8 protein-coding genes and 1 rRNA gene are annotated in these 13,723 nt (G+C 47.8%); 4 read left to right on the plus strand and 5 right to left on the minus strand.

The features are described from left to right. Nucleotides 1-8 precede the first annotated feature (8 nt). Entirely contained in the window at nucleotides 9-749 is a 741-nt protein-coding gene (locus PVA46_RS01835) for a hypothetical protein (protein WP_167695073.1), read from the minus strand. A 67-nt stretch (nucleotides 750-816) separates the two neighbouring features. Beyond that, complete coding sequence (locus PVA46_RS01840) at nucleotides 817-1,443, minus strand: hypothetical protein (RefSeq protein ID WP_167695074.1); 627 nt, start codon at nucleotides 1,441-1,443, stop codon at nucleotides 817-819. A gap of 175 nt (nucleotides 1,444-1,618) precedes the next feature. On the opposite strand from PVA46_RS01840, the gene PVA46_RS01845 reads away from it, so the two are divergent. The 3 genes from PVA46_RS01845 to PVA46_RS01855 all read left to right on the plus strand — a co-directional run bounded on the left by PVA46_RS01845 (nucleotide 1,619) and on the right by PVA46_RS01855 (nucleotide 4,711). Continuing rightward, entirely contained in the window at nucleotides 1,619-2,194 is a 576-nt protein-coding gene (locus tag PVA46_RS01845; protein WP_167695075.1) for a hypothetical protein, read from the plus strand. 14 nt (nucleotides 2,195-2,208) lie between these two features. Further along, nucleotides 2,209-2,811 (plus strand): hypothetical protein, encoded by a 603-nt coding sequence (locus PVA46_RS01850; RefSeq protein ID WP_167695076.1) that lies wholly within the window; start codon nucleotides 2,209-2,211, stop codon nucleotides 2,809-2,811. A 362-nt stretch (nucleotides 2,812-3,173) separates the two neighbouring features. Beyond that, nucleotides 3,174-4,711 (plus strand): 16S ribosomal RNA (locus PVA46_RS01855). 206 nt (nucleotides 4,712-4,917) lie between these two features. Here PVA46_RS01855 and PVA46_RS01860 read toward each other — a convergent pair. Together PVA46_RS01860 and rny are read right to left on the minus strand one after the other, a co-directional pair. Further along, entirely contained in the window at nucleotides 4,918-5,703 is a 786-nt protein-coding gene (locus PVA46_RS01860; protein ID WP_167695077.1) for a TIGR00282 family metallophosphoesterase, read from the minus strand. A 76-nt stretch (nucleotides 5,704-5,779) separates the two neighbouring features. Continuing rightward, entirely contained in the window at nucleotides 5,780-7,312 is a 1,533-nt protein-coding gene (rny, locus tag PVA46_RS01865; RefSeq protein ID WP_167695078.1) for a ribonuclease Y, read from the minus strand. A 344-nt stretch (nucleotides 7,313-7,656) separates the two neighbouring features. Between rny and PVA46_RS01870 the strand changes: the two genes are divergently transcribed. Continuing rightward, nucleotides 7,657-12,963: an ATP-binding protein gene (locus PVA46_RS01870; protein ID WP_167695079.1), complete on the plus strand. Its 5,307-nt coding sequence runs from the start codon at nucleotides 7,657-7,659 to the stop codon at nucleotides 12,961-12,963. Between the two features lie 58 nt (nucleotides 12,964-13,021). Here the strand turns inward: PVA46_RS01870 and PVA46_RS01875 are convergent, their stop codons facing one another. Continuing rightward, on the minus strand, nucleotides 13,022-13,645 hold the full coding sequence (locus PVA46_RS01875; RefSeq protein WP_167695080.1) for an RluA family pseudouridine synthase: 624 nt from the start codon (nucleotides 13,643-13,645) through the stop codon (nucleotides 13,022-13,024). Nucleotides 13,646-13,723 lie beyond the last annotated feature (78 nt).

The raw sequence follows: 13,723 nt of genomic DNA on the forward strand, positions 1-13,723 counted from the left end.
GTAGACTTTTATCGGGTGCCTCCTTGCAGATACTCTTTAGCGCGTAAGTAGTGATGGACGTTGACGGTGAAGCTGGTATGATAGCTATGGGTTGGCTGTAGGGCATCTTTGGGATGGAAGATGGTAAAGAGCTGGGTCTGGTAGTTAATTTGAAAATCAATGGTTAAGCACGCCTCTTCGTCGTTGATGTGGCAGTGGGTAAAGAGAAATTCTCGGGGATAGTAGGGCGTTACCTCGGGTAGCGTCTGCTTAAGTGCTTTTTCAGCTTGATCGATGTAGCTGTGAAGTGCGTGGGGAATTTTTCTTCGCCAGACTTTGCCATGCTTGTCTGATGCGGCGGCGTTGGTGTAGTGTGCCTCGGGCTGGTGTAGATAATCGATGAGTTTAGCGCTGCGTTTAATTTCTTGATAAACGCCATAGAGGTAGAGCTTCTCTTCTATCGTATTAAGACGAAGGGAGCGCTCGGCTTCTAGTTTGGCATCAAGGCGCGCGACGCGTCGTGATAATGCTTCGCTTAGGATTTTAAAGATCAAAAGAATAATAGCGCCAATAAATAGCCAGAGGAACATGCTGATTCGGCTAAAGAAGGAGGAGAGAAGGGCGGCAATTGCAAATATCGTGATAGAGAAAAAGATTTTATATGCAGGCTGATGTCTTTGGTTTATCGCGTGACAAATCTTCTTTTTACCGATCTTTTTGTAGAGATTACGGGCTTTTAAGGCATCGTCGTGCATGGGGTAGACTTTCATGGGTAGTTTTCTCTTTTATTGTCGATGAGGAGCGCCCACGCATGCAAGATGGTGGGCTGATGGCAGGTTAGTTGAGCGTGTAGCTCAAGGTTTTGATGGTTTGAATGTAGTGGGTGCGTGCCTGCTCCGAGCTAGAAGAGCGGATGATAAAAAGCACTTTAATGGCATCGCCACTCTTGGCTTGTTCGAGACCTGCACTCTTGAGGGTGGCATTGAGCGCCTTAATGTCGGAGTCGTTGATGCTCCACTGGTCAAAGTTGTTTGACCCGTTGGCGCGGTGCATGTTGAGGAGGATCTCGTTAGGCTCCTCCTCGGATGCCTCTGCAATTTGTCGGCTTACTTGTCCTGTCGCGTAATCAACAATAAACGTGTCGGTATCATTACGATAGGAGATGACGCGTCTGGCAGCCTTGAAGATAAAGATGCCTTGATCCCGTAAGGATTGCTCGAAGGCAGGGATGGTGTCATCAAAGTTGCCCTGTGGAATCGAAGCATTAGCAGATGCTGGCGCCTGTATTGCATAGTAAAGCACACCGTAATTCACGTCGTTGTTGGGGCGCTGATGGGTGGATGCTTCGGTGGACTGGGTGGAGCTGGGGGTGGTGTTGCTATCGCTATCCTCTTTTTCTTTAGGAGAGGAGGCGCATCCTGCTACGAGCAACAGAATCGAAAAAATGATGAATTTGTTAGGCATAACGGTTTCCTTTTCTCATAAGTTTGTATAAATATCATCATATCGTAAGGATAAAAAATAGTCAACGCTTAGTCGAGAACGGGGTAAAATGTCTATATCCAGTCATTTTATTGACAGTGCGAAGAGTATTGTTTACAATAAAAAGTATTCTTAAGATAGACAAGAGGAGGGATGCATGCGTATAAAAAAGGAATTTGCTTGGTTAGGTGCAGTGCCTTTCCATCTGTTGGTAATGCTGGGGAGTGGCATGCTCTTGTTTGTGGGCATCAGTATGCTTCCTTGGGCATGGATAGCGTGGCTAAGTTTGCAGATATCCCACATTACGAGACTCTATGAGGAGTATAATCTTGACCGTTGGCGTAGCCTCTTACCGATTGTACTCTGGATGGGTGGGTGGCTATTGCTACGCCTCAAGCGCATTATCTCGGCTAACGCCTTAGGGCAAGCGATACCAAAAAAGAAGCACGATGAGGATGATTATAATACGGTGCTGGTGGTGATTGCCTTGATTTTTTTCTTGATCATCGTGGGGTTGATCGTCTCTTTGGTGAAGAAGCAGTGGGCGAGATTAGTCCACTACCTGTTGGCGCAGGCATGGCTGGCGCATTATACGGAGCAGTCGCTTTTGCATATGATGGTCGTCTCGTTAATCGGGGCTCTGATCTTGACGCGCTTCTTTAGCGATCAGCGAGATCGACACAACAAAGAGCGCGCCGAAGCTCATCACTTTGGTGAGATCAAAAGTAAATAGATAAGGAGTTTAATATGATAAAAAAGATGATGCTATGGTTGCTGCTTGCTCTCTCTGTGGTGGGGTTGATGGTCGTGACTATTGCTCAGCCAAATGTGGGCTGGGGTGGTTTTGGGTTTGTTTTGCGCGAGATGATTCTCCCAAATTTTATCATTATCCTGCCTTTAACGCTAACCATGCGCTACTATCGCCATAGCCAGCGAATGAGCAAGCGCTACTTTACCAGCATACTTAATAGGGTGGTGTGGATAGTGGCAGTCCTAACGTTTATTCCAGTATTCCTAAAGATGGCGAATGTTATTCCTTCTTTCTTGAATGGGGTGGTTGATTACTTTTTTCCTGTTAAGCCTTTATCAAGGAATCCACGTTCGTATACTTTCTTGGGTATAAACATTCAGACTTGGATATGGATGATAAGCGCGACGCTAGCGAGCGTGCTCTTGTCGCTTGGCTTTAGTATAACACAAAGACGGCTCCCGGCCAGCAAGGTAAACAAAGGAGTTATGATCCGCACCAAGGCGATACGCTGGTTTTATGTGGTACTAGAGTTGCTACTTTGGCGCTGGTTTATTGTGTTTGTGGTGTTGATATCGTGGGTTTTAAATAATTTACCATAGCTTGACATGGTCTTATGCGAAATTTATCGTACCGATATGAAATATTTTTTCAATTTTAAGTTGTTTGTTATCATAGAGTTATGGATTTTTTGAAATATTTTTTCACTTTTTTCGAGAAAATGGGTTGACAAAAGTTAGGCGATGGGTTATAGTAATGGAGGATGAAGCGAGCAAGAGTGGTTGAAAGAAACATGAGTTTGCCAGTCCAAAGTAACGAAGATGATGAGAAGAGTCTTGAGTGCTTTGTTTATGAATAGGGAAGGGAGAGAGATACGCTTGGGTTTGAAGTCAAGAAGTTGAGTTTAAAGAATAAATTGTTAATGATAATTGAAAAAGACTTTGGAGCAATCCAGAGTTCATAAATCATGGAGAGTTTGATTCTGGCTCAGAACGAACGCTAGCGGCGCGTCTTAAGCATGCAAGTCGAACGGTAACCGGTATTTATATCGGCTAGAGTGGCGAACGGGTGAGTAACGCGTGGATGATCTACCTAATAGTTGGGGATAGCCATCAGAAATGGTGGGTAATACCGAATAAGCTCTACGACTGTGGTTGTAGAGGAAAGACGCAATTGTGTCGCTGTTAGATGAGTCTGCGTACTATTAGCTAGTTGGTGGGGTAAAGGCTCACCAAGGCGACGATAGTTAGCCGGCCTGAGAGGGTGTACGGCCACATTGGGACTGAGATACGGCCCAGACTCCTACGGGAGGCAGCAGCTAAGAATCTTCCACAATGGACGAAAGTCTGATGGAGCGACGCCGCGTGAACGAAGAAGGCCGAGAGGTTGTAAAGTTCTTTTATGGATGAGGAATAAGTTGGGGAGTGGAATGCCCTGATGATGACGTTAATCCATGAATAAGCTCCGGCTAATTCCGTGCCAGCAGCCGCGGTAATACGGAAGGAGCGAGCGTTGTTCGGAATTATTGGGCGTAAAGGGCGCGTAGGCTGTTGAGCAAGTCTGTAGTCAAATACCTCGGCTTAACTGAGGGAAGGCAATGGAAACTGTTTAACTTGAATTACCTAGAGGAAACTGGAATTTCTAGTGTAGGGGTGGAATCTGTTGATATTAGAAGGAACACCAAAGGCGAAAGCAAGTTTCTGGGGGATAATTGACGCTGAGGCGCGAAAGTGTGGGGAGCAAACAGGATTAGATACCCTGGTAGTCCACACCGTAAACGATGTACACTAGGCATTGGTCTGACATGGATCAGTGCTCAAGCTAACGCGATAAGTGTACCGCCTGGGGAGTATGCCGGCAACGGTGAAACTCAAAGAAATTGACGGGGGCCCGCACAAGCGGTGGAGCATGTTGTTTAATTCGATGATACACGAGGAACCTTACCTGGGTTTGACATATAGTGGGATTCATCAGAGATGGTGGAGTTCTTTCGGGAACCGCTATACAGGTGCTGCATGGCTGTCGTCAGCTCGTGCCGTGAGGTGTTGGGTTAAGTCCCGCAACGAGCGCAACCCCTATCTTTAGTTGCTAACATTAAGTTGAGGACTCTAGAGAGACTGCCAGCGACAAGCTGGAGGAAGGTGGGGATGATGTCAAGTCAGCATGGCCTTTATATCCAGGGCTACAAACGTGCTACAATGGTTGGTACAAAGAGAAGCAAAGCGGTGACGTGGAGCAAACCTCAAAAAGCCAGCCTCGGTTCGGATTGCAGTCTGAAACTCGACTGCATGAAGTTGGAATCGCTAGTAATCGCGCATCAGAATGGCGCGGTGAATACGTTCCCGGGCCTTGTACACACCGCCTGTCAAACCACCCGAATTGGGTCTGCCCGAAGTCGCTAGATTAACCGTAAGGAGGTCGGCGCCGAAGGTGGGACTAGTAAGGGGGGTTAAGTCATAACAAGGTAGCCGTACCGGAAGGTGCGGCTGGATCACCTCCTTTCTAAGAGAAAGGTAATAGTAGATGTAGTACACATCTAAACTTTAAACTAGACCAATGACTTCACTCAAGCGTATCTCTTTCCTTTTCTTTTTATATTTCCCTATATTAAAGGGTTATATTAAAAAGACTCAAAATGAGTCTTTTTTTATTTATAAGCCCTATTTTTTAGAATAAAACTTCTTTTTTAAAATAAATCATGATTAAAATTAAAAAACTACACGGTTAATATGGGTGGCTTTCCCCGCTTCACTCTCAATAAGGACGCCATAGAGAATATTATGCGTACTCTCTTGTATTTCCTCGGCACGTCCAGGAATTTGGGAAATAGCTCTTCGCAGAGATGCCGAAATTTCCCCACCAATGATACTTGGAGTTGCGCCTACCATGCCTAAATCGCTGATGTAGGCAGTTTTTTGGGGTAGAATTTTTTCATCCATCGTGGGCGTATGCGTATGAGTTCCAACCAGTGCAGTAATTTTCCCATCGAAAGCGAGTGCGATAGTCTCTTTTTCACTGACTAACTCGGCATGAAAATCGACAAAAATTGATTCTACATGTTCTTTATGGAAGATTTTTAGGAGTTTTTGCATCGTTTCTATGGGCGCATCAATGATGTGTGGCATAAGTTGTCGGCCTTGTAGATTGACTACGGCGATTTTTTTGTGCTTTTTTTCAAGAATAAGATAACCGCTACCAGGCGATGGCGAAGGGTAGTTGTGTGGGCGTAAAAGGCGAGATTCGTGTTGCCAGTAGTGAGTTAAGAGCGATTCATGTTGCCAAATATGGTTACCACTGGTGATAACATCGACGCCTTGTTGGAGCATGAGATCAGCTTCTTCGGGAAGAATGCCAAATCCTTTATTGGTGTTTTCACCGTTGACGATGATGAGGTCGGGCTGATAGATTTTTTTGAGTTTGGGTAAAGAGAAGAAGAGGTGGCGCAAGCCAGATTGCCCAACAATATCGCCAATCATGAGGGTTTTTAGGGACATAATGTACTCCTTTAGCATTTGTTATAAAGCATAAAAAATCACACGCGATTGGTGTGATTTTTTATTTTGTTGAAAATTATTTGGCGTATTCAATGACGCGCGTCTCTCTCATGAGGGTGATGCGGATGCGTCCGGGGTATTTGAGTTCGTTCTCGATTTGAGTGGCGATCTTTTGCCCCATGACGCGCATTTTTTCATCAGAAATATCCTCGTGATTGACTAAAATGCGTAACTCTCGCCCCGCTTGCACGGCGAAGGCGCGTTCGACGCCTTGATAGCTATTGGCGATCTTCTCGAGTGCTTCAAGTCGTTTGATATAGCCGTCGAGGGTTTCGCGTCTTGCCCCAGGACGCGATGCGGAGATGGCATCGGCAACTTGAATGATGATCGCTTCTGGGGTGCGCGGTTCCACATCGTTATGGTGCGCCATAATAGCATGAACAACGGCTTCTTTTTCGCCTAATTTTTTCATGAGCTCAGCACCGACCTCGGCATGATTACCATCACCATCGGTGTCGACACCTTTACCGACATCGTGGAAGAGACCGGCGCGTTTACAGACTTCACGATTAGCACCTACTTCGGCGGCAATCATGCCAGCAATCTTACTGACTTCTTTGCTGTGGGCAAGTACATTCTGTCCATAGCTAGAGCGGAAGTGCAGGCGACCAAGTACGCGTAAGGTCTCGTTGCTAAGGTTGGTAAGACCCAGCTCAAAGGCGGCTTTATCGCCCTCTTCAAAGATGAGCTGATTGAATTCTTTGGTGATTTTTTGTACAACTTCTTCAATACGCGTGGGGTGAATGCGCCCATCGCTGACTAGACGCTCAATGGCGGCCTTGGCGATGGCTTTACGCACGGGATCGTAGGCGCTAAGCACGAGAACCTCTGGGGTGTCATCGATGATGATATCGACACCGGTGAGCGTCTCTAGGGTGCGAATATTGCGACCTTCTCGCCCGATGATGCGACCTTTCATTTCGTCGTTGGGCAGGCTGACAGCGGTAACGGTAATATCGGAGGTAACCTCGGCGCTAAGGCGCTGGATGGTGGTAACAAGGATGTCGCGCGCTTTCTTTTCGGCGGTCTCCTTGGTCTCTTGCTCGATCTTACCGATGAGGGTTCTGGCATCACGACGCGCCTCATCTTCCATGGCAAGGATGAGTTGCTCTTTGGCCTCTTCGATGGTGAGCCCTGCGACGCGTTCGAGCTCTTGGTGTTGTTGGGTGAGCAGTGCTTCGAGAGCATGCTCTTTCTCTTCTAATTGCTTCTCTTTGTGGGAGAGGCTCTGCAATTTCTTTTCCGTTGCTTGCATTTTTCGATCAAGGTTGTCCTCTTTGCTAAGGAGACGACTTTCAAGACGCTGGAGCTCTTGACGTTGATCGCGTAACTCTTTTTCTTGGGTTTTTCGTTCAGTAACTAATTGACTTTGGGCATCCAAGAGGAGCTCTTTACGTTCGTTTTCGGCTTCCTTCTGGATTTGAGCAATATTTTTGAGGGCTTGTTGTTCGGAGCTTTTGGCTTGCGCCTTAGCGTAGAACCAGCGACTGATCCAACCAATAAAAAATGTGAAAGCAAGGGAAAATACCAATAAAATCATGTTTAACATTTATTGAATCCCCTTTTGACAATCTAACTTAAAATCGCCTTTATTATAGAAGATTCTTTACTCTTTGGTCAAGGGGTGCATCAAAATTTTATAAAAAAGTTGTGAGGAAAAGAGCGAATTATTCCGAAAATAGCTAATTTTTAACTCATCTTTATTTTTTTATCGATAATATATTTGCTTGTATTTATATTTAAAGTGTGCTATAATGAATTCTGTATATGCGATTGTATGATAAAAATTTGAGTTATTGCCTAGCTTAAGACGATACTCAAAAGAAGGATCGTGCAGGCGCTGGGTATGGCTTAGCGGAAGCGTTCAATCTATGTGAGCAGAGGAGATAAGAGATGCGACCAGTATTGGAAGATGGAGCGTTGATTGGAATTATCAACCGTGGTGAGGCGGCGATGCGTTTCATCCGCGCACTAAAAGAGTACAATCTCAAACATAAGACGAATTTTAGCAGTGTTGCTTTCTATATTGACGAAGAAGAGCAGGCGCTCTTTGTGCAAGAGGCCGACTATGCTTATCCTCTATCGAGCTTTAGCCAAGAGCCGGTGGCAGAGAGTGCCTATATTTCGCACGAGCTACTGCTCTACGCTCTCACCAAAAGTGGCTGTAATGCCGTTTGGGCGGGCTGGGGTTTTGTCAGTGAGGATACGATCTTTGTCTCTAAGCTTGAGCAGGCTGATTTGATCTTTTTAGGCCCTTCCTCGGCGAGTATGTCTTCTTTGGGCGATAAAATCAATAGTAAGGCGTTGGCCGTGCATAGTAATGTCGCGGTAACACCTTGGTCAGGGGAGTCGATCACTTCGCTGGAACACGCCAAGGAGTGGGCAGATAAGATTGGTTATCCGGTGATCCTCAAGGCAAGTAATGCGGGGGGGGGGCGTGGCATTCGGTTTGTATGGCAAGCGAGCGATCTTGCTGATGCTTATCATTCGGCACGTGAGGAGACGATTCGTTTTACAGGCACGGATATTCTCTTTATGGAGCGATTGGTAGCCACGGCGCGCCACTTTGAGGTGCAGGCGATTGGCGACTATCACGGGAATGTGAAGACCTTTGGCGTGCGCGACTGTAGTGTGCAACGGCGTAATCAAAAGATTATCGAAGAGACCCCACCTATCAACGTCGACCCTGATGTGCTTTTGGAGATGGAGGCTTCGGCAAAGCGTCTTTTGGAGCAGGCTAAGTATGAGGGCGCAGGCACGGTCGAATTTATTTACGATGTGGAGCGTCAAGCCGCCTACTTTATGGAGGTCAATGCGCGTCTACAGGTGGAGCATCCGATTACCGAGGAGCTCTACCAAATTGATTTAGTGGCAGCGCAAATCGATATCGCCCAAGGCAAGAGCATCGCCCACTATGATCGCACGCCATATGGTCATGTCATGGAGCTTCGTCTTAACGCCGAGGATGCCATGCAAGAATTTAAGCCAGCTCCAGGCTTTGTGCGCTACTTTAAGCCGGCCGCGGGCTTGGGAGTTCGGGTTGATTCAAGCATTGCCACGGGCTCGACGATCTCTTCTAAATTTGATAGTATGGTAGCCAAGATTATCGTGCGTGCAAGCGATCGTTCCGAGGCGATAGCTCGACTCAAGCGCGCCATCGAGGAGACCTTTATCGCGATTAAGGGTGGAACTACGAACCGACTCTTTGCGCTTGAGTTGTTGAATCATCCCAAGGTGATAGCTGGTGGGGTGAGTACACGTTTTGTGGAGGAGTATCTATCGCAACGTACCATTTCGATGGATTATGCGGTGCATGCGCTTTTGGTGGTGGCTGCCGAAACTTATCTCTTGCGTGAGGAGCGTGAGGAGCAGATCTTTGTGCAAGAGGTGCGCTCTTTGGGGCAACCGCGTGATGTTAAGCTCTTTAAGGAGCAATCGATCGTCTTAACCTTGGCGCAACAGCGCTATCAGTTAGAGGTGCGGGCGCTTTGGGCGAATCTCTTTGTGGTTCGTTATAATAATCAGCAGTATCTTTACACCTATCAGCGTGAGGCGCATCAGCGGGCGCTTCTGGGTTTTGCTGGCGATTCCATGACGGTGCAGGTAAGCGCCAGTGGCATGCTTTGGCGTATCGAGTTGGGGCAGAGTTCTTATCTTGTGGATAGTGATAGCTATGGCATGATTGCCGCCGCCTCGCCGGGGGTGGTGCTTTCGCTTGCGGTGGAGGTGGGGAGCCTTGTACGTAGTGGCGATCTTCTGCTTTACATGGAGGCGATGAAGATGGAGATGCCTGTCTATGCCTCGGTGGATGGCGTGGTCAGTAGCATTAAGGTTGACGTGGGTCAGCAGGTGATGGCGGGTGCGATTTTGATGAAGATTGAAGAGCAGTCGCAAGGGGAGGCGCAAACGCAAACCGTTAAGAGCGATATCTTTGCTGGTCTCTTTGGCGAGATGCCTCTGGATGAGCTGGAGGTGCAGGCGCTGATGAGTGGTTATGTTGCTTCACCGAGCATTATTCATGCGGTTACTGCCGAGAGCGAAATTTTGGCCAGCGCGCTTCCTTTTTACGTGATGACGCACCAGCTCTTTTCGCATGAGCCGATAAGTGATAGCAACGCAATTTCGTACCGCGAAGGATTTTTACGCCTCTTGCGTGGGTTGCCGTTAAGCGAGGCTACAGAGGAGTTGCAAGCATTGATGACTTGCTTAGCTAGCCTGTATGGCAAACGCTACCAAAAGCTCGAACGTGCAGAGATTTTGGGGTTGGGCTATCGTCTCTATCAGGCATACGCACGCAAGGCAGAACAGGAGAAAGTGTTACAATATCTCTTTGTGCATGTTAAAGATATTAATCTAAACGATCGCTTTATGGTGGATGATCTGCAGGCGATTGTGAAGATGCACAACTCGCTCTCGGTGGTGGCGCAAGACTTTATCTATCATCACTTTACGACGCAAGAGCTTAAGGCGCTGGCTAGCGATAAGGTGGTGCGTTTTCAGCGCGTTTTTGAGATGATGAGCCAGTACCCTCGGCATAAAGATGAGCTAATGCCTTTGGCAATGAAGTATGGACCAGTGAGCGAGATGGAGCTCTTTGCCCGTATTGATGGCGGGATTTTTGAACACTTGGGCATGGAGATTTTGGCTAATCGACTCTTTTTAGGTCGAGCGATGGTGGTGGGATTTTATCGTCCAAATTATTTCGAATTTACCTACCAAGATTACGACGCGCACGCAGTACGGGCCTCGATGATTGCCTATCAAAGTATGGAGCGTGATGCGCAATTATTGTTGGAGAGTCAAGCCGAACACCTCCTCCTAATCTGCCATGCGCATACGGCACAGTCATTGGCGCAAGTGCTTGAGCACTTAGAGGCAAAGGCATCAACCTCTTTAGTACGTATCACCTTTTTGAGTACAGAAGCTGGAGCCATGGGTTTACGCTATCAGCATTACTATCGAACCCCTGAGGGTTGGCAGATTGACCCGATCTACTTAGATTTTAATCTCTTTCATTTTCATCAGCTACGTCTCTATCGCTTAGCTCCTTTCGCGTTAAAGCACCAAAAGTTGAGCAGTACGATGGGTTTGATTTTGGCGCAGGCGCACGAGCAAGCCAAAGATGAGCGCTTTATTCTTTATATGAGTGTGGAGGCACTTCGGCCGATTATGGGCGAGCGAGTCCATCTTTTGGGCTTGGAAGAGTCGCTTTCGGAGGGAGTTTTTGCATTAAGACAGGCGCAATTGCAACGTAAAAAGCGTCTTTACTGGAATCGTATTCTTATCTTCGTACAACAGCCTATCGATGCACTGATGGAGGAGATTGGGCAGTACAGCCTCGATCTTACCCAAAAATTACTTGATACGGAACTGGGTATTGAGCGTGTTTCGGTGTATATCACGCATCTTAATGGTGAACAAGAAGAGCTGACGCTGACGCCTTCGGGATCGATTCAGCAGATGAGTTTGGTACGACGTGTGCCCAAGACCGAGCCTCTTAAGTTGCAAAATCACTATGATAGTAAGGTGATGCGCGCGCATGCTCGCGGTCTCTTCTATCCATATGAACTGATCAAATTTTTGGAGAATGGGGATTTTGGTCTGCCCAAGGCACGCTTTGTGGAGTATGATCTGGTGGACGATGCTAGTTTTAGGTTGCAAGTGGTGGAGCGTGATATCGCCTTGAACCGTGCGAATGTGGTGGTTGGGTCTATCGAGCAAGAGAGCCAAGGGGTGCTTTATCAACGGATGATGATTCTCTCGGATGCCACGCAAGATATGGGGTCGCTTGCTGAACCAGAGGCGCGTCGGGTGATTGCGGTGTTGGATATGGCCAGTGAGCTGGGCTTGCCGGTGGAGTGGTTACCCTTGAGTTCGGGCGCGAAGATTACGCTAGATTCTGGTACGGAGAATCTGGATTGGACGGCGGCGGTCTTACGGCGCATCATCGAATTTACCCAAGCGGGGGGCGAGATCAATATTATTGTCAGTGGAATCAATGTGGGCGCGCAGTCGTATTGGAATGCCGAAGCCACGATGTTGATGCACACGCGTGGTCTCTTGATTATGACTGATATGGGCAGTATGTTGCTTACGGGTAAGCGTGCGCTGGACTTTGCTGGTGCGGTTTCGGCAAGCGACAACTTAGGGATCGGCGGGGCACAGGCAATCATGTTGCCCAATGGTGAGGCGCAAATCTACGCACCCACGCTCAAAGAGGCCTATCATATTTTGTTACGTCATTATGCGACTTTTTATGCGAAACAAGGAGAAAAGGTTGCCAAGCTGGTTAGCGACGATCCTGCGACGCGCGATATCGGGTTGATGCCTTATGAAGATGCCTTTGAAGCGGGATTCCAGAAGATTGATGATATCTTTAGTGAGGATCTTAATGGCGAGCGGAAGAAACCTTTCTCGATGCGGCAAGTGATGCGCGCCCTCTGCGATCAAGATAGCGAGCCTTTGGAGCGTATGGCAATGATGGCCAATGCGCAAGGCGTGGTGGTGTGGCAGAGCCGGATTGGGGGGTATGCTTGTGGGTTGATTGGTATTGAGAGTCATCCGCAGGCGCGTCATGGACAGATTAGTGGCGATGGCCCTGCAACCTATTCGGGTGGAACGCTCTATCCTTTGGGAAGTAATAAGTTAGCACGCGCGGTTAATATCTTCTCCGATCGGTTGCCTTTGGTGATTTTAGCGAACTTGTCGGGCTTCGATGGCTCTCCTGAATCGCTACGCTTGCGTCAACTGGAGTGGGGCGCCGAGATTGGTCGGGCGATGGTCAACTTTAAAGGTCCTATCCTCTTTGTGGTTACCTCGCGTTATCATGGTGGGGCGTATGTTGTCTTCTCTAAGATGCTCAATAGCCAGATTACCACGTATGCATTGAGTGGGGCGTTTGCCTCGGTGATTGGCGGAGCGCCCGCAGCTGCGGTGGTCTTTCCGGCGTTGGTGGCGAAGCGAACCCTTGCGGATGAACGCTGGCAACGGGCGCATCGGGAGAAGCAGTTAGATTCGCGTCAGATGAGCGATCTTTATCAAGAGATTTACTTGGAGAAGCAACAAGAGCTGGCGGTGGAATTCGATCAGACGCACAATATTGAGCGCGCTAAGTCGGTTGGATCGATCGATAAAATTATCGAACTTGCTGGCTTACGCCCAAGCGTGGTACAATTTTTGCAAGATTTTTATCAAAAGTAAAAAGATAATAAAGCACTTGCCTTAAAACGATAAGGCGGGTGCTTTCGTGTCGAAATTTTTAGATATTGAGTTGGGTAATGGCGCGCTTGAGTTGGTGGAGTTCTTGTTTGATGGGTAGTTGGACGTGGATATTTTTGCTGGGGATAATCAACTCGCTAGCGTAGAGCGCGAGTGGGCTTTTTAGGGTGCGATTGAGGGCGAAGTTGCCATATTTGGTGTCGCCGATGATAGGCAGATTTTGGTTCTTTAGGTGGATACGAATCTGGTGCATGCGCCCTGACTGTAGCTCGATTTTGAGCAGTGAAGCGTGGGGTTGCCAGCGCTCTACTTTTTGGATGATCGACTTGGCGCGCTTACTTTTATTGTGTACCATAATCGCCTCTTCCGCCACCATCTGTCTAGGTGCATCGCCCCAAACCACGGCATGATAGATCTTTTGGATAGCGGTAGGATGGCTAAAAAGTTGGCTATAGTGATAGGCGCTAGCTGGACGCTTGGCGATGATAATCAGCCCTTGGGTGGCGGCATCAAGGCGGTGTACGGGGTAGATCTTCTGCTCAAAGAGGCTGGTTAAGTGCTCTACCAGCGAGTAAGCTACCCCCTTACCCGGTTGCACGGCGAGCCCTGCGGGTTTGGCAAAGATCCAAATTTCATGATTTTCAAAGAGCAATGGCGTATTCATTTTTCCTATTATAGGTTGCCCGCGCCAAGATGTCAAGCCGTTGGCGTGGACGAATTTTGGAAAGAATCGGGCGTTTGG

Source organism: Entomospira culicis (assembly GCF_028748145.1).
GTDB classification, from domain to species: domain Bacteria; phylum Spirochaetota; class Spirochaetia; order WRBN01; family WRBN01; genus Entomospira; species Entomospira culicis.